17 protein-coding genes are annotated in these 18,038 nt (G+C 41.8%); 9 read left to right on the forward strand and 8 right to left on the reverse strand.

The window, feature by feature from the left end:
* Window positions 1-10: 10 nt before the first annotated feature.
* The 3 genes from GX654_18145 to GX654_18155 form a co-directional block, all read right to left on the reverse strand.
* Window positions 11-1,030, reverse strand: coding sequence for a uroporphyrinogen decarboxylase (URO-D) (locus GX654_18145; GenBank protein ID NLD38786.1), 1,020 nt, complete (start codon window positions 1,028-1,030; stop codon window positions 11-13).
* A 64-nt stretch (window positions 1,031-1,094) separates the two neighbouring features.
* Window positions 1,095-1,856, reverse strand: a complete 762-nt coding sequence (locus GX654_18150; protein NLD38787.1) for a hypothetical protein — start codon at window positions 1,854-1,856, stop codon at window positions 1,095-1,097.
* Between the two features lie 171 nt (window positions 1,857-2,027).
* The gene (locus GX654_18155) at window positions 2,028-3,155 is read right to left on the reverse strand and encodes a (Fe-S)-binding protein (protein NLD38788.1); all 1,128 of its coding nucleotides are present in this window, start codon (window positions 3,153-3,155) and stop codon (window positions 2,028-2,030) included.
* Window positions 3,156-3,419: 264 nt separating this feature from the next.
* On the opposite strand from GX654_18155, the gene GX654_18160 reads away from it, so the two are divergent.
* The 3 genes from GX654_18160 to GX654_18170 are packed head-to-tail and all read left to right on the forward strand — an operon-like array spanning window position 3,420 to window position 5,407.
* A complete protein-coding gene (locus GX654_18160) occupies window positions 3,420-3,920 on the forward strand; it encodes a C_GCAxxG_C_C family protein (protein NLD38789.1) in 501 nt (166 codons plus the stop codon).
* A 28-nt stretch (window positions 3,921-3,948) separates the two neighbouring features.
* Window positions 3,949-4,716 (forward strand): glucose 1-dehydrogenase, encoded by a 768-nt coding sequence (locus tag GX654_18165; GenBank protein ID NLD38790.1) that lies wholly within the window; start codon window positions 3,949-3,951, stop codon window positions 4,714-4,716.
* Window positions 4,717-4,747: 31 nt separating this feature from the next.
* Window positions 4,748-5,407 (forward strand): DUF3795 domain-containing protein, encoded by a 660-nt coding sequence (locus GX654_18170; protein NLD38791.1) that lies wholly within the window; start codon window positions 4,748-4,750, stop codon window positions 5,405-5,407.
* A gap of 52 nt (window positions 5,408-5,459) precedes the next feature.
* On the opposite strand, the gene GX654_18175 is transcribed toward GX654_18170, so the two are convergent.
* Window positions 5,460-8,123: a response regulator gene (locus GX654_18175; GenBank protein NLD38792.1), complete on the reverse strand. Its 2,664-nt coding sequence runs from the start codon at window positions 8,121-8,123 to the stop codon at window positions 5,460-5,462.
* Window positions 8,124-8,716: 593 nt separating this feature from the next.
* Here GX654_18175 and GX654_18180 point away from each other — a divergent pair.
* Both GX654_18180 and GX654_18185 read left to right on the forward strand, forming a co-directional pair.
* Window positions 8,717-10,435: an aldehyde ferredoxin oxidoreductase gene (locus GX654_18180; GenBank protein ID NLD38793.1), complete on the forward strand. Its 1,719-nt coding sequence runs from the start codon at window positions 8,717-8,719 to the stop codon at window positions 10,433-10,435.
* 22 nt (window positions 10,436-10,457) lie between these two features.
* The gene (locus tag GX654_18185; protein NLD38794.1) at window positions 10,458-10,685 is read left to right on the forward strand and encodes a hypothetical protein; all 228 of its coding nucleotides are present in this window, start codon (window positions 10,458-10,460) and stop codon (window positions 10,683-10,685) included.
* A 59-nt stretch (window positions 10,686-10,744) separates the two neighbouring features.
* Here GX654_18185 and GX654_18190 read toward each other — a convergent pair whose 3' ends face one another.
* Window positions 10,745-11,845: an NAD(P)-dependent alcohol dehydrogenase gene (locus tag GX654_18190; protein ID NLD38795.1), complete on the reverse strand. Its 1,101-nt coding sequence runs from the start codon at window positions 11,843-11,845 to the stop codon at window positions 10,745-10,747.
* 177 nt (window positions 11,846-12,022) lie between these two features.
* On the opposite strand from GX654_18190, the gene arfB reads away from it, so the two are divergent.
* The 4 genes from arfB to GX654_18210 all read left to right on the forward strand — a co-directional run bounded on the left by arfB (window position 12,023) and on the right by GX654_18210 (window position 14,562).
* The gene (gene arfB, locus GX654_18195) at window positions 12,023-12,451 is read left to right on the forward strand and encodes an aminoacyl-tRNA hydrolase (protein NLD38796.1); all 429 of its coding nucleotides are present in this window, start codon (window positions 12,023-12,025) and stop codon (window positions 12,449-12,451) included.
* A gap of 255 nt (window positions 12,452-12,706) precedes the next feature.
* Complete coding sequence (locus GX654_18200; GenBank protein ID NLD38797.1) at window positions 12,707-13,354, forward strand: hypothetical protein; 648 nt, start codon at window positions 12,707-12,709, stop codon at window positions 13,352-13,354.
* 223 nt (window positions 13,355-13,577) lie between these two features.
* Window positions 13,578-13,766 carry a helix-turn-helix domain-containing protein gene (locus tag GX654_18205; GenBank protein ID NLD38798.1) on the forward strand — a complete coding sequence of 63 codons (189 nt, stop codon included), beginning with the start codon at window positions 13,578-13,580 and terminating at the stop codon, window positions 13,764-13,766.
* Window positions 13,767-14,076: 310 nt separating this feature from the next.
* Window positions 14,077-14,562 carry a hypothetical protein gene (locus GX654_18210; GenBank protein NLD38799.1) on the forward strand — a complete coding sequence of 162 codons (486 nt, stop codon included), beginning with the start codon at window positions 14,077-14,079 and terminating at the stop codon, window positions 14,560-14,562.
* Window positions 14,563-15,586: 1,024 nt separating this feature from the next.
* Here GX654_18210 and GX654_18215 read toward each other — a convergent pair.
* From GX654_18215 to GX654_18225, 3 genes are all read right to left on the reverse strand, one after another.
* Window positions 15,587-16,309, reverse strand: a complete 723-nt coding sequence (locus tag GX654_18215) for a DUF1566 domain-containing protein (GenBank protein ID NLD38800.1) — start codon at window positions 16,307-16,309, stop codon at window positions 15,587-15,589.
* Window positions 16,310-16,377: 68 nt separating this feature from the next.
* Window positions 16,378-17,583, reverse strand: coding sequence for an RDD family protein (locus GX654_18220; protein NLD38801.1), 1,206 nt, complete (start codon window positions 17,581-17,583; stop codon window positions 16,378-16,380).
* Between the two features lie 294 nt (window positions 17,584-17,877).
* On the reverse strand, window positions 17,878-18,033 hold the full coding sequence (locus tag GX654_18225; protein NLD38802.1) for a ribbon-helix-helix protein, CopG family: 156 nt from the start codon (window positions 18,031-18,033) through the stop codon (window positions 17,878-17,880).
* Between the last annotated feature and the right edge of the window lie 5 nt (window positions 18,034-18,038).

The following is an 18,038-nucleotide window of genomic DNA, read 5'->3' on the forward strand; positions in this document are numbered from 1 at the left end:
AACAGTCCTGTTATTTTTTTTCTTTCAGCCGTTTAAAGAAATCCCTGCCATAGGTGTCTATCTCATCTACAACGACATCATTGATGCCCGGGGTTAAAGGTACACCGTTAGGAATACAGGGTATAAAGTTCCCTGCAGGCACATAATCATCACATGCCCTTCTGACCTCTTTGCGCACATCCGCCTCATTCCAGTTTTTAAAATCAAACACCGCGCCATCTATCCCGCCCTGAAGCGCCATGCCTCCTTTTACCCTCTTCTGAACATCCTGGATATTATTCTGCGGTATAATCCCCTGCCACACGTCTATACCGAGGTCTACCATGTCCTCTACAATCGGGGCGCAGACACAGTCGGCATGATGCTGAATGAGCACGCCTCTTGATCTTATGTACCCGTAGATGCGTTCATAATGGGGCTTTAACATCTTTCGCCATGTCTCAGGCGACATAAAAAGGCTTCGTTTATTGCCCCAGTCATCATGAAAATGGATCATGTCAGGGTTGAGGTTATCGATCAGCAGTTTTACATATTCTATCTTGTAATCGGCAATCACGGTGAGAAGCTCGGTCATTGCCTCGGGTTCAGCCAGGTAATTCATGAGGGCATCTTCAAACCCCATAAGGTGGTGGGACATCTCAAAAAGGCCGCCGAAACAGACGCACATGAGGAGCTGGTTCTTGCGGTCAAAGGCCTCTGCACGCGCCTTTGACTCTTCCCAGCTCTTTACTATTTTTGAGGGCCAGGGCACATTTACATACTTTTCCCATTTGGTTATATCCTTTATTACCTTTGTCTCTTCAGTAATATGCGGGTTAGCTGCAAAATGGCCCTTTAACCATTTCCAAGATACCCCCCAGCTGTCTTTTACAGTCTCGCCTTCAACCCGCTGAGGAGAAGAGAGCAGTATGGAATCAAAGAAAAAGCCGTTTGTATAGAGATGTTCATTGCAGAGATACTGAGGGCTATCATTCTTCATGAGCCGCAGATAATTTTCTCTTGGTGTAATCGGGTAATCGTGTATATTCATGGCACTCTCCTTATTCTTTAATGGCTTACTGCTCTCTTATAACCGCTACTTCGTGATATAGATATTAGTGCGGGTTTTCATGGCATGTATCGCATGACATATTGGCTGAAACATTCCCTTTATCCTTATCATGCCCGTGGCATTCAAGGCAGCCTTTTGAAAAATCATTCAGGGTCTCTGAATATTTTATCTTGCCGGCTGTGTAATCATTGAGCATGCTCACCACCTTCATTGCCACATCCGATACCATACGGTTGCATCGTTCAAAATGGGGCATAGTCATCAGCTTATGGCCTGATGCCTTTGACCATTTTGTGCAGGAGATATGACAGAGATTTGAACCCGATACAGAGGTTACAATCGGTATATCCTGATTCGGTTTAACGGGTTTATAAACGGGCATAGCCGTCTTTTCATACCACAGTGAAAGCTCATTGCAGAGCGCAAAGAGATCTTCCTGTTTTTCTACAAAGATGCCAAAGAGAAGGCCACCCGCGTTTACTGTCCCGCAAAGGGAGCCAACACCGCCTATGCCCCCGCTGCCATAAACGGTTGAGGCGACCGGGAATGTATTGTATGGGGCGCCGTATTTATCAGCAAGAGTGCCCATAATAGATTCTACAATACCGTACATACAGCCGATTTTAGCCCATGCCGACTGGTATGCCCTTTCCTGGACAGATTCAGGTTTCATGGGTTTCCATACCCACTGCGCTGGTTTTGGAGCCTCTGCCCTGACAATCCGGTCTGCGCTTCCCAGGATCACACCTCCGAGAGCTACGCCACCAATCTGCAGCATTCTCCTTCGTGAAAGTTCAGTTTTCATACTCATCCCCCCTATAATTTATTTTTAAATAATGATTTTAATCACCGGATTCAATCAATTTATGATACCGGTGTCAATGAAATAGATGAATCTTTTTGTAAGTTTTTATAAAAAGGAAAATTCATATACAAAGAGTGGGAGAAATATATTTAGATTCCATTTCCTTGCTCTTTAACCCACTATTCTTTGTCCTCCAAATGCCTCAAGGATATCATCCAGGGCAAGATGGAGCCTGATGTTTGTCCCTTCCACCTCAGGCGTCAGGTGTGACCTGCAGCCGTGGCAGTTGAAACTTACATCATGAATACCTGTATCCATGATCTGCTTCATCTTCCTTTGAGTATCCTCTTTAACCCCTGACTGATTTTCCCAGCCCCGCATGTAACTCGCAAAACCACAGCACAGGGAATCGTGCCTGTTGTTCTTTAATTCAACCACACGCATGCCCGCTGCCTCATAAAGCCCCCGGACTGCATTCATGAAACCATCTCCCAGTTCACCTGCATGGCATGAATCGGAAAGCACGATATCCTGATTTACCTTTTTTTGAATCTGTAACTCTCCCTGCTGGTATTTTTCCCATAACCACTCATATAAAGATATGATCTCAAAGGGGAGCCTGAGCCCGTGTGACCTGGGCCAGATATTGCCAAAATAGTTTGCACAGGAGGGGCAGTAACATATAAGGCGGTCGGTTTTTAATAATGATAATTGATTAAATGCCTTTTCCACTATCTCGCTGAATGCCTGATAATCACCGAACCTGTAAGGGATATCCCCGCAGCAGATATCCCTGGGGCCATATTTGGGCAGCTCTTTTAATACCTTTAAATGCTCAATAACAGAGGGGGTGATACGACCCGCGCAACCGACAAACAATATCTCCTTTGACATGGCCGGGATTTCACTCCATCTCTTTAAAATGGCCTTATCTTCATCAGAGGATTTTTCATATTCGTTATTAAAAAAACCAGGCTCATGTCTTCCATTAATCATGTATGTGGCAAAGGGATGCAGCCCTTTCTTATTCCTTTTATTATGTTCAGCCATTCTTTCCATGATCAGGTTATATGGCCTTAAACCATTGGGGCAATATTGGTTGCATGTGAAACAGAAGGTGCACTCATTCAGTACACGCCTCGTTTCTTCACCATTAAGTAACCGGGATATCTCAGCCTTTGCTTCTTCCTGTCCCATTTTCATAACCGGGCATTTTTGAAGGCATATACCGCATCTGACGCATTCATTATGCTCTGCTTTTGCGGGAATAAATCCATCCAGGTAACTCTTGCTCACCATGTAACCCTCCATGTAATGATTATTTTTAAATCCGGTGAATGAATACCACATTGTTCATTTCGGGAAAAGGGAAAATCCACCGCCTTCTAGAGACAAGGCATGCCTTGTCTCTACATAAATGCAGGTCGAATAATTTTTCTTCCCAATTTTTACCTTCTCCCATTTGATTTAATCATTCTTATAAAATATAGGTTATCTGGCGAAATATGATTGACTTTATTTTTTGTTAAACATATCAATTTATAAATTTTAGGAGGTCCTTCCATGACAGAGATGAGAATCACTAAATATCCTGAACAGTTTAAAAAGATTGCCGAGGAGCTGGGAGCCTCATATGGCCCTGAATTCCAGGGATGTGCACAGGTTGTTGCAGGGACGCTTATGGAGATCCTGGGCATTGTAAATGACCAGGTTTTATTGGCCGCCTCTTTTTTTGCCGGCGGCTCAAAACGATGTCTGACCTGTGGTGCTATATCCGGGGGGTTGATCATACTCGGCATAAAGTATGGGCCGGGTAAAAAGGAGGATGGCGCTGAGGAAAAGGAAGAGGCAGTTAATCCGGCAATGGAACTTATAGACCGCTTTATTAATGAATACCATACTATTAGCTGTTGTGAACTTACCGGTTTTGACTTCCGGGACCCTGTCCAGTTTCAGGCATTTAAAGATTCACCAGAAGCAAGGCAAAAATGCACTGAAAAGATGAGCCGGGTATGCGGGTGGGTTGCGGAGATAATAAGCAGGAGAGATAATCAAACCAGTTAATAACTGTTATAAAACAGGGAGGGTAAAGATGGGCCGAGTTAAAGGTAAAACAGCCCTTATCACAGGGGCTGCAAGCGGGCTTGGTGAAGCGAGCGCACTATTACTTGCACAAGAGGGCGCATCAATTGTTGTGGCAGACATCAATGAGAGAAAAGGGCAGAGTGTGGCAGATAAAATAGTTAAGGAGGGAGGAAAGGCACTCTTTGTAAGGCTCGATGTTTCGAAAGAAGATGAGTGGGAGGATGCAATAGCTAAAACCATCGCAGAGTTTAAAAAACTGGATGTCCTTGTTAATAATGCCGGGATTCAATATGTGAAGGAGCTTGAGGATACCCCGCTTGAAGACTGGCGAAGGTTAATGAGCATCTGCCTGGACGGTGTCTTTCTGGGCACCAAGCACGCCATAAGGGCCATGAAAAAGACAGGGGGCGGATCAATTATCAACATCTCCTCTGTTGTAGGTATTGTAGGCACTGTTGACAGCACCAGTGCATATTGTGCAGCCAAAGGGGGTGTAAGGGCCTTTACCAAGGCAGCGGCCTTAGAGTGTTCAAAGGCAGGGCGTAACTATAATATCCGTGTTAACTCAGTCCATCCAGGGGCAATGGAAACGCCTATGATATCAGGCATGCTAAAGGACGAGGTTATCAGGGAGACCGTGGAAAAGGCCCATCCGATAGGCACCCTTGGAAAACCGATTGATATTGCCTATGGCGTTCTGTATCTTGCATCTGATGAGTCCAGGATGGTCACAGGCGCAGAGATGGTTATTGATGGCGGCTGGATAGCATGGTAAAATAAACATACATAAAAGAGCGGGGGTAAATATGAATTTCTTTAATAACGAGAAAATAACAAGAAGAGGGTTTGTTAAAGGGGCAGCAGGTGTGGCTCTCTGCTGTGCATGTCTTCCGCTGGATCGTCTTGCAGCCTTAGAAGTGAAAGAAGATATAAAAGTTAACGACAGCAATGCAAAAATACACCTGGCAGGTGCATGCGGGATATATTGCGGTGCATGCCCGGCTTACCTTGCCAAACACGGTGAGGATGAGCAGATGAAAATCAAACGGCAGAAGATATCTTCATCCGCTCCCACAAAATCAGTAAAGGGTATTCCGCCATCCAACTGGATGAATGGTCTTGTTTGCGACGGCTGCGTAAGCGGCGGCAAGCTTGCCGGCCATTGCCAGATGTGCAATATCAGGCTGCACGCACTGGAAACTCAGGCTAATTCACGCTGTTCGGGCTGCAAAGAGATGCCATGCAATCGTATTATGAATTTAATAAATATGGGCGGGTTTCTGCATCGAAAGGAATATGTGCCAAACCTTAAAAAGATACATGAGATGGGCCTTGAAGAGTGGGTCAAATACGAAGAGGAGCGATGGCGCTGCCCGAAGTGCGGGATGCCCATGAGCTGGTACGATAGCGAATGCATACGATGCGGGGAGGCAAGGTCAGGGCGTGTGTTTGCATTGACTGAATAATAACTCACAAAGGAAAAAGGGTCAGCTTTTTACAGGGCGATATCCATCTGTTTTACTCCTGTGACATTAACCCTTTTATGGCTGTTAACAGTATTTCCGATTGCTCAACAAGCTGTTTGATGAGCGGGCCTGCGGCTGTGATATCCCCCGATTTTGCGGCGTTTTCTATCTGTCTGGCTGTTTTTTGCAGAGCGATCGCCCCGATATTTCCCGAAGAGCCTTTTATGGTGTGAGCCTCGTGCCTTATAAGAGGGACATCATTATTTGCCCAGGCATCCTTTAATGCGTTTATTTTACCAGGGAGATATTCACAGAAGTCATTCAATAAATTGTTGATAAGGCCCTTATCTTCAGAGAAGTTGCTCATGAGCACAGAGAGGTCAAATACATCATCCTCTGTATCCATATTAACAGCGGACGCCGCTTTATCCTGAACCGGTTCCTGGTTTGACAACCACTTATCTATCATATCAGCCATTTCCTGGGGCTTTACGGGTTTTGACAGATAGTCATCCATGCCGGCCTTAATGCACTTTTCCATGTCGTCATCCAGTGCGTGACCTGTGAGCGCTATTACAGGTACATCGTGATCCTTAACCCTTGAATCCTGCCTGCGTATTATTGCGGTGGCCTCATAGCCATCCATTACAGGCATCTGGCAGTCCATAAGTACCAGGTCATATGATTCCTGTTCAAGCTCCCTGATCACCTCCTGCCCGTTTGTAACAACCTTTGCCGTATACCCGATCTTTGCCATGATGCTTTTTATTACCTTTTGGTTGATAGCATCATCTTCTGCCACCAGTATGCGAAGCCTGCGTTTTTTATCCTCAGAGATGGAATGCCTGGTAATGATCTCAACAGGGCTTTCCATTTTTACCTCTCTTCTCCTATCTTTGACAATGGAAAGACATTCATATAACTGGGCCTCATCAATAGGTTTTGTAAGGTAGGCTGAAAAACCGGTCTCCTTCAACCTTGAGGCATCACCTCTGCAGCCTTGGGAGGCGAGCATTATAAGATTTGTATTTTTCAGGTCAGGGTCTTTCTTGATATTTGCCCCCAGCGTCTCTCCATCCATGTCAGATAACTGTATATCAATAACCGCTATTTCATATGGGGCTTTGCAGTCGTGGGCAAACCTTAATTCCTCAAAGGCGCCCGGTGTATCTGAAGCTGTTCCATATGTGCATCCCCATTTGTTCATATAATCCATCAGGCAATTTCTGCCTGTCTCTGTATCTGAAATAATCAATACCCGTTTACCTCTGAGGCTGGTTGATACATTAATAGAAGATTTGTCCTTTTCACTCTGCCTTTCAAGGGTTAAGATAACCCGGAATATGGAGCCTTTTCCCTCTTCGCTCTCTACCACGATTTCACCACCCATCGCCTCTATGATCTGTTTTGAAATGGCTAGCCCAATACCTGTGCCACCGTATCGCCTCGTGGTAGAGCCGTCTATCTGCACAAAGGAGTCAAAGATCATTGCCTGTTTGTTTACAGGGATGCCTATGCCCGTATCCATCACACTGAACTGGATGACTGCCCTGGATGTTGACTCGCTTATGAGTGTGACCTCAAATTCAATGTCTCCCTGTTTGGTAAATTTAATGGCATTACCGATAAGATTTATAATTACCTGCTTTATCCTGCCCGGATCACCATGAAGAAGAGAGGGGACATCCGGGGAGATGGTAGAGGTGTACTCAAGCCCCTTTTCCTTTGCCTTTTCTGACAAGAGACCATTGATATCTTCTATTGCGGATCTCAGGTCAAAATCTATGTTTTCAAGGGTAAACCTGCCTTCCTCGAATTTTGAATAATCCAGTATGTCATTGACTATTGTAAGCAGGGCATCGCCGCTGCTTCTGATGATATCAAGCAGCTCTCCCTGTTCATTTGTCAGCTCAGTGCCGAAGAGTATCTCGGCAATACCTATAATACCATTCATCGGTGTCCTGATCTCATGACTCATGTTTGAAAGGAACTGGCTTTTTGCAGAGCTGGCGGCCTCTGCCTTTGTTTTGAGTGCCTCAGTTGATATGATGGCCTGTTCCAGCTCGATGTTGAGACTTTTCATTTTATTTTCCATCTGTTTACGCTCACTGATGTCAATAAAGCTTTTCAGAAGGTAAGGCTGGTTTTCTATTGAGATGGGGGTTACTGTCTGGATTATACATGCCCTGTCATTGTTACCCCTGATGACCTCTGCCTCCGCGTTGTAAACCGCATTTTCCGCATCCTTGACAGGGCAGGTCTCCTTATCAAAAGGGCATATAAAATTGTAGCATCTCTTGCCTGTAATGGCCTTTTTTTCTATACCTAGAATGGCGCACGCTGCCTGGTTGGCATCGATAATAGTATGTGATCCTGCATCTATCAGGAGTACACCGCTCTGTATGGAATTTAGAATAGTCTCCATACGGCTGTTACTCTTGATTAATCTCTCTTCATAGGCTTTAACCCTGTTTTTCCAGTAAATAATACCAATGAACCCCATTATCCATATGGCAAGATACAGGAAAGTTAAGGATAGAATATGTCTCTGAAAATCGGATAATGCGCTATCTCCCGCAATCCGTGTTACTTCATCATAATGCTGATAGATTGTCCATGTTATGGTTATGGCCATAACCAGAGTCCAGGCCAGTATCATGTAAACGCCATAAAGGCGTAAAAGGGCAGGTTTTCTGGAGGGTGTCATTGCGCTCATTGTCCTACTCCTTAAAGGTGGTGATATCTGCGATCGAAAGGGCTGTTAAAGGTAAATAACCCCGCATAAATATTGATAACACCTGGGACTCTATCAAGAGATATTTATAAATATGCAATTAATATGCCCTGTTACAGATAAGATTTGCTGAGTTAATTGTCTATTAATATCATATTTTTATAATCATTATGGATTTTATAAAAGGATTTTAACTGTCATAATCTTAATGGGTGCCATTATTTTGTCAGTGTTGATACAGTGTTCGGTTAAAAGCCGGTCGGGCAAATTATCTAGTGTACATCCAAAAACTGTCGTTTTTGGATTCAAGCGGTCAGCCCTCAGCATTCAGCTTTCAGCAAAAGGCATTAAAAACAAAGAATTGGCTGACCGCTGATCGCTGGCTGCTGAAAGCTCCATCCGTAATTTGTCTCTTTGTGGATGGACATTATCTAATGCCTTATATCAAAAATGACCTAATATATTGATATTACAAGATAAAATAGAATATTTGCATTGACTTGAACACCAGTAGTTTATATACTTTTGTGCAATTTTAAAAAACTTCTATAAATATCGAACAGGAGGAGAGCAGGATGAATTTTATTAAAGTAAATATGAATACAAAGTCAGTAGCTATTGAGGCGGTGCCTGAAGAATATAAGGGTATTGGTGGTAGAGGGCTTACCTCTATAATGATCAATAAAGATGTACCCGCAGGGTGTGATCCGCTAGGTCCTGAAAATAAACTTATTTTTGCGACTGGTATGTTTTGCGGTACAAGCATGTTTAATTCAAGCAGGGTATCCATAGGCGCAAAGAGCCCGTTAACAGGAGGCATCAAGGAGGCCAATGCAGGCGGTACGGCTGGCGCAGCACTGGGGAAGCTTGGTATTGCAGCGATTATAGTTGATGGGAAGCCAAAGGCAGGTGATTTAAGTATCCTGAAGTTTGACCTCGAAGGCAAGGCGGAGCTGATTGATGCAAGTGAATACAGAGGAATGAGGACCTATGCCCTTGTAGAAAAACTCCATGCAAAGTATGGAGATAAAAATGCGGTTCTCTGCATAGGGCCTGCCGGTGAATATATGATGAAGTCTGCATCTATCCAGGGGAGTGATGTTGATAAAAGACCATGCAGGGCAGCGGCAAGGGGAGGCATAGGCGCTGTAATGGGGTCAAAGGGTTTAAAGGCGGTTATTATTCCACAGAACGGGAAAAAGGCTGATCCTGTGGTTGATAAAGAGAGCTTCAACGAGGCGACAAAGACATTTGCAGCCATGGTCAAGGCAAACCCGTTTGAGGGCGAACTCCTGCCTGCATTTGGCACCCCTGCGCTGGTAGCCCCTGTAAACCTGATGGGCGCATTCCCATGCTATAACGCAACAAAGGGTGAGTTTGAAGGGTGGCAGAAGATAAGCGGGGAGGCCCTTGCAAACACAATAAAGGAGAGAGGTGGCCAGACCGGTCATGTGGGATGCTCACAGTGTATCATAAGGTGTTCCAATGTATATAATGACAAGAATGGTAAATATGTTTCAAGCTCCATAGAGTATGAAACTGTATGGGCAATGGGCGGTATGTGCGGTATAGATGATCTTGATGTTGTGGCCCGAATGGATTTTCTCTGTGATGATATTGGTCTTGATACAATGAACACAGGTGTCGCAATAGCGGTTGCAATGGATTCAGGCTACAGAAAGTTCGGTGATAAGAATGCGCCCATAGAGATAATGGAAGAGATAGCAAAGGGGACTGAGATGGGCAGGATATTTGGTGACGGCCCGTCTGCGGTTGGAAAGCATTTTAATAACCCCAGGGTTGCAGCAGTCAAAAATCAGTCTATTGCGGCCTATGACCCGAGGGGCATGATTGGTAATGGTGTTACATTCGCCACCTCAACCATGGGGGCTGACCACACATCAGGAAATATGGTGGCCATGTACCTGGGCCATATACTTGATCCTCTCAAAAAAGAGGGGCAGCTTGAGAACTCAAGGGAAAACCAGATATTCTGCGCAATGGCTGACAGCATGGGCCTCTGCCTCTTTGCAATGTATTCCATTGCATCGCCTGATGCAAAGGAGATGTTTATTAAACTTATTAACGCAAGGTTGGGCGAAAGCTGGAAGGTCGAAGATTTGCGGGCCATTGGCGTGCGTATCCTCAGTGCAGAAAAGGAGTTCAACAAAAAGGCGGGCCTTACAGCAAAGGATGACAGATTGCCTGAATTTTTTATGAAAGAGCCTCTGCCGCCGCATAATGTGGTTTTCCCATTTACAGATGCAGAGCTCGACAGCGTTCACAATTTTTAGTTTTATGGCTATGAAGGTAAGAGTGCAGTTATTCGGTCTCCTGGGCAGAAAGCTTCCTCATTACAGTTCTGTTAAGGGGGTTGAGGTCGAACTCAATGATGGGGCAACAGCAGGGGACCTTCTTCAAACCCTGGGTATCCCTGATGACTGGGCGCCTGCTATTGCAATGAACAGCCGTTTGTTAAGGCCTGAAGACATGTTGCTAGATGGCGCTGATATCAGGATTTTTCAGTCAGTTCACGGAGGGTGATCTGTTTTAGTAAAAAAAAGGGCGGGGTATCCCCGCCCTTTTATGCTAGGACTGGCCTTTTAGTCGAACTTTAAAATGGCCTTTAATGTCTTTCCCTTTTCAACGTCTGCAACTGCTTCATTGATCTTTTCAAAGGGATAATATTTGATCATCTTGTCAAAGGGCATGCGTCCCTGTTTGTAAAGATCTATCATGACTGGAAGCAGGATATCAGATATTGCATCACCTTCAACAATACCTGTGATTGTGCGGCCATTGAGGATGCTCTGCATATCAAGGCTTGCCCTTACACCCATTGGCGCTGCTCCTATAAGCCCGCATTTACCGCCCATGCGGAGACAGTCTACTGCCTGGCTCAGTATCTCAGGTATGGCTGTACATTCAAGAGAGTAATCTGCGCCGCCGCCGGTGATCTTCCTGATCTCTTCAACAGGGTCACACTTGCCGGAGTTTACCAGATGGGTTGCGCCGAACTGCAGGGTGTTCTTCATCTTTTCATCGCTCCTGCTCACGACGATTATCTTGGTGGCGCCACTCACAACCGCAGCCATAATGGCGCTTACACCAACGGAACCTGTGCCGCCGAATATGGCAATAGATGAGCCTGGTTTAACCTGAAGTGAGTAAAACACACCGCCCACGCCTGTCTGTAGTGCGCAACCAAGAGGCCCTAACATCTCTACAGGCACATCCTTGGGTACCTTTACTACATTGCGCTCTGAGGCAATCGCATAAGTGGCAAATGAAGACTGGCCGAAAAATGAGCCGTACACGGTCTGGCTTCCCTGTTTCATGTATGTGCTGCCATCAGGGCGGGTCCCGAAAAAGTTGAATGGGAAAAAGCAGTCACAATGGGTTGGATGACCCTTTGTGCATGGCCCGCATGTGCCGCAGGAGATATAACTCATTGCTACATGATCACCCGGTACAACCTTTTTTACCAGCTTGCCCACCTTTTCAACAACACCTGCACCTTCGTGGCCGAATACACCGGGAAATTTTACCGGGAGGTATCCATGCTGCCCTGAAAGGTCTGTGTGGCAAAGCCCGCACCCCTTTATGCGCACCAGTATTTCATTATCTCTGGGTTCATCCAGCTCTACCTCTTCTATTACAAATGGATCAGACGCTTTTTTTACTATTGCTGCCTTGATTTTCATACCCTTCCTCCTTAACTAATTGAAATTAGACATCTTTTTTGAGTAGGAATTATATGGAGTTAAGTTCTGTATGTCAATATAAAACTGTCTGAGGCATAAAACTGTTGACAATCACTGCCCTGATAATGAATTCTTTTATAAAAGAGTTCTCAAAATATAGAGAGGTAGTGTTGTGCCATGATAGAGATTACAAGTGATATACATATACCGGACAGCGAGTTGAAAGAGGATTTTATACGTTCAAGCGGACCAGGGGGGCAGAATGTGAACAAGGTCTCCACGGCTGTACAACTCAGGTTTGACGTGAAAAATACATCCTCGTTACCTGACAGCATCAGGAGACGGCTTATCAATCTTGCCGGAAGCCGCATGACAAAGGATGGGGTGCTCATTATCAAGGCAGAAAGGCATCGTACAAGGGAGCAGAACAGGAGGGATGCAATAGAGAGGCTTGCCGCCCTGATAGTGGAGGCGTCAAAGGTGCCGAAGTACCGCGTAAAAACCGTACCGTCGTTTGCCTCAAAGGAAAAAAGGATAGATACAAAGCAGAAGAGAGGGAAAATTAAGAAATTCAGGGGGAGGGTTTCTTTAGAAGAATTCATTTAAAATCCCTTTCTGGAGCCACTGAGCGGAATCGAACCGCTGACCCCCTCATTACGAGTCTGTAATATAGGAATAATAACAGATACTTAGATATAAAAATATGCAATGCTACCAAAGATTTAGAGGTCAGGTTATTGTTTCTTGACATCTTTTATTTTATGGTGTTTTTTCATGTTATGGTAGCAAAATGGTTGCAAGTCAGTATATGATTGTTTTGTTAAATTATGCTTACTTATAACTAGGGTTTCAGAAAATTTAATGATTAAGAAACAAAAAAAATCCTGTAATGAATCCTATATTGATCCTAATTTAGGAGAAGTTCATATTCGAGATAAGGGGTGGGTACCCAGCATTGATGATGAACTATCTAAATCTGTGGCTCGGTCACTCTATTTAAGTCTGCTGAAAAAGCCAGCATCCTCCAAAAGTCTGTCTGACAAGGATCTGTATATTAAAATTTCTAAATTCAATAAGCTATGTAATGATATGTTAGAATATATTGAAGACTTAAATGGGATAGGACTCTTACTGGACAAGGAAGACTCAGAAATTTTGATTAACAAGCTGAATATGCTAACTTTAAAAAATACCGTTTTTCTCCAATTAACTTCCAATATCGTTACTGATAATCAAAAACGCGGTCGAAAACCAGATTATTTATTGAATCAATATATTAGAGGAATGATTGATGTCTGGAAAAGTTTTACTGAAGACTTTCCTACATTAACATATGACCCTGTCGATTGTATATATAAAGGCCATTTTTTTAATTATACATATGATTCCTTAAAAGTATTTGGTTATAAACCACTTCCAACCAACCCAACAATGGGAAAAAAGATACAAAGGGAAATTAAAAAATTATCTAAAGAAGCGAAAAAAGACCTCCTTTTGTCAAGTAGATGATTTCATACCCCTATTTTAAAAATATTTAAGCTTTGAAAATACTTTATTTAAAATAATCCCGCATAATCTTTCCATTTCTCGTAAACTTTATGGACATATTTCCACCATATTCCTTTTATTTGTACATTTCCTAAATACATCAACAATCCTTAAAATTCAGGCATCAATAAAGAATCGCGTATATTAAAAACTATTATTTTTTTATTTTAAAAGGGGGATTGATATGGAAAGAAATTCTTATCTCACAATCGACGAAATAGCAGAAACCTTAAAAGTGCCTAAGTCCTGGATTTATTCGCGCACAAGAGAAACTGGACCTGACACTATCCCAAGAATTAAAGTGGGAAAATACCTTCGTTTTGAACCTGATAAAGTATTGCAATGGATAAAAGATCAGAATGAATCAGAATAGGAGGGAAAATGGCTGTTCAACATCAAATAAGATCAAACGGAAATGGTAAAACGAAAATTATAAAACTGACAGCACGCAGAGCAATTATTGAACATTGCAAGGAGTGTATGGGCTTTAATACTTTTGAAGTCAGGCGGTGTAATTCAAAGTTATGTTCTCTATGGCCTTTTCGTACTTATGACACACCTGAAAGTACATGCTGATGTCGTTCTATGTGGCAATGAAAAGGCTGACTTTAAGCGAACGGTTATTAAGTGGTATGTTATTATGGGTGACATTTTTTTAATATAAAATCTGGGACATATTGGTAATGGCGCAGGAAACAATTTCCATTGAGAGAGCCCTTCTAAAATCAGAGGCTTTCCGTACATTAAATGGTACTGAAAAAACAGTTCTACTTGATTTCTTAATGAAACGTACGTTTCAAAAGATAAACACAAAACCAGGCCGCAAAGCTGAATGGATAATTACAAATAATGGGAAAATAGAATATTGCTATTCAGAGGCAGAAAAAAAGGGGATTCCAAGAGCGACATTTATGCGTGCAATAGACACACTAGTATCAAATGGATTTATTGACATTGCTCATAGCGGAAATGGAGGCGTGAAAGGAGATAAGTCCTTATATTCAATAAGTGATCGTTGGAGGAAATGGGGAACGGATGATTTTATTGAAGCATCTCGTCAAAAAGACGGAAGGCTCGGAAGGGGATTCGCGGTTTTTTGGAGGAACAAAAAATCAAATTCCGGTAACAAAAAAGATAATCCATCCGTTATCAATTCTGATAATCCATAGAGGTTATTAAAGTGAATCATGTATCAATAATGATAATTCACCGAATGGTGTTTATTTATGAACTCCTTGATATGCTTGGATTTTAGCTATCAAGGAGAATTTATGTATGGTTTATCAATAATGATAACATTCTATAGTATACCATGTATATGGGGCATTAGCAGGCACAGATTTAAAAGATGTGCTTCTCTATTATGACCTGGTGGGAAACGAGAAATGGATGGTTAAAAAATGATACTTTAAAGTGGCTTACTTAGAAAATGGAAACACAATCGGAAACACCCTTATGCGTGAGTGCTCTATTTGGTTACCAGAAAAATTACCACCTATACTAAGAAGTGAGAATGAGGGTGGTAAATTCGATAAATAATTTATTCTGTGCACAGGATTTTGCGCACCCTATACGCGAGGACGAAAACAGAAATGATAAAAAATCAAATCGCCGAAAATTCGTTTTATTGATCTAATGGGGAAAACCCGATTAAGGAAATTTGATAAATCAAAAAGATGGAATCAATCGGATTAAGGAAATGGTATCGCAACACTAAAGCAACACCATATATTAACAAGGGAAGCTCCCCTGGAAAAATGGACATGTTCCGAAAATGAAGTTTCCAGCTTGGTTGCCACTCCCACGCGTAAGAAATGGAGAAAAGGTTCGAACCGAGTACGAGATTTAATGCGTGTATAATATATTTAATGTTCACAACAAACCCCCATATGTCGGGATAAACCATTTAATGGGAAGGAGGAAGTTGGGAATTTTAAAACCCTATTAAAACCTTGGCTGAATCTTAGTAGATTTTATATCCGGATAATTTCCGATCGGATCAAAATCGAATCCGATTGGATATACCATTTTGATCTTTGAAAATAGAAAAAAGGTGAGATAACAACCAGCCAGAAATCGGTTGTAAATCACGGAAGAAAACCTGATGAAACACCGTGCCCTGTCAAGGCAGGTAGGGAGCCTAACCGAAAAATGGCTTTTTATTTTAGTTTTGTATTTTTTTTATAAATACGATCATGAATTACGCAATTTACGCCTGACCCCTGCTAGCCCCAATATCGCTGAACCTAAAAGGTAAATTGTTGCTGGTTCAGGTACAGGGGAGACATCACCATCACGAACTGCCCAAGCATAATTTTGATTCCCTTTGTATCCCTCATCTTGCAATCCGTTTTCAAAATGAAAACCTAAAGGTGCTCCTCCCCACCCTTCATCAGCAGATCCCCAAACACTGGACCAGTAGGCATATGGCTGTAACTCTTGAAAAATATAAGTATTTTTCAAACCATAGTTATCCTGGGTATTCCCCTGTAAGTCATAATAGCTTAAATTTCCGAGATTGGAATGATACATATATGCCATTTCACTATTTTCACTTAAGATATTAAATGAGAAATCAGTAGAACCATCATAGCTGAAACTTGGATTCCACGAGAGGCCATTTACTGGTTCTATATTTGGCAATCTCCAGTTATCTAAATAGACCCCTCGGGTTGAATCATAATAAACTAAATTTTCAGCCCATGCCACAGCATTAGACCAAGTCATCCGACCGTCAGTAGCCGAATCACCATTGTCATAAAGTGATCCTGCTCCCAAATTCGTATTTTGTAGCCATGTGATGTCTAATACATCATCGTAAACCAATCCTCCTCCACGATTCCAAAGAGTTGCATTGGCAATGTTAGCCACAAGAAGACAGCATAAAATAATAAAAGAGTGAAATATTTTTTTCATCTGTATCCTCCTATTATTGATAAGAAACCTAACTAGAAAATGGATATAGTTTAATTTAAAATATTTAATCAATTATTATGACGAATAACTGCTTCAACTGCTCTTTCAGCAATTTTTTTTCTATCTATCCAGTCCAGATTTTTTAATTTATCGGATATTTTTTCGTGAGTTTCATCATCTTCCGCTATTATAAGATCAGGTCCGTATACATGAAACTTAAATCTGGAATTATAATAGACTCTAGAATAATAGCATTTTTCATCAGCATGAAGTACATAAATATTTACACCATCTATGGCATTATATCCATAGTCTGATAACTCGTTAATATCATCTGTATATGTAGAATTGTGGCGATAAAAACTTTCTTGAGCCACACTAAAGGCTTTTATATTTTGGGAGAATGATTCGGAATTATTATTTTTGTGATTATTGATCGTATTCAATAAACTATAAGCGAATAATATTGCGATAACGGCGAGTGTGCAGGTGACTATTCGTAAAGGCCCCCAACTTTTATGCGTTACCACTGAATCGACAGAATTATCCCAAAAAGTTGTTCCTTTTTTTGTGAGTCGGTAATAAAAAAATAAACGGGTGAAAATTAATAGGAAGGGAATACCAAGGCCCTCACCATAAGCCCAAACAATGTACGTGCGTGTAAATGCTTTCGAAAACTTAAGTTTCGCACCGCTTTTCGTTAAAACATGGATACCGAAAAGCCACTTGAACGGAGTTGTACCCAGAATAGAAATAAAGGCTGCTTCAAAAGGTAGCCATATGATATATATTATTACACTTAATATGAAAGGACTTCCAATATAGCCCTGTAAATACTCTACAATATCTGGTGAGATAACCCGTAAAAATTCAGATAAAATAAAAAGAATACCTAATCCAAGAATAGATATGTCCAATGTGCGTGCAAAAAATCTTCGCCATGGATGATATATGCCCCCAAAAAATTTTTTACTCTCATCAATATTGGAATAATTTTCAGCTTTTTTATCCTTCTTTGGGGAAGGTATTTTGTCTCTATCAAATATGAATAATGATAAACCTCCCAGGATTAAAACAGCTAACCATTGAACTATTAACATACCTATATTAACTGATGCATATAAATTGTCGGCATGTTTAGGTGGTGAAAAGAGTAATCCATAACCCTTGTTTAATGTAGTACCTTTGATAATAACATGAAACGGTGGGAACAATAGCATAAGAAAAATAGCCGCAATCATTACTGAGAGAATGATTTTTTGTTTATAATTCATCTTTTCCCCTTACCTTAATTTTTTTTGTGAATGGTGGTAATTTGATAAATAATATTTTTAAATAATCAGAATAAATTATCTCACAGTATACTATCTATTTTTTCTGACTTTCTCTTTGAGCCAAAATCATTCTGAGTCTATTTTTCAAGATTGCGTATCTTTTTCTTTGTAGCTGATTAATCTGAAAAAGGTATTTTACCCTTTTATCAGTAGACATTTTTTCAAGCTTTTCCCTTAGTTGGGGGTCACTCGGGAAAAAGTATAGTTTGGCAGACATAAACAACCTTATGTAGGTTATTTCTTTATTTTCTTCTCATACTTCTTGACGATATCTTCAATGGCTTCTTCAAGTAATTCGCCTAAAGACTTATCCGTATCAACAGCAAGGTGTTTTAAGTCCTTGATGCGGTCATCATCAACTCTTGTGCTGAATATTTTTTTTTCTCCCATGAGTG

Origin of the sequence: Desulfatiglans sp., assembly GCA_012513605.1 — a bacterium.
Taxonomy (GTDB): Bacteria; Desulfobacterota; DSM-4660; order Desulfatiglandales; family HGW-15; genus JAAZBV01.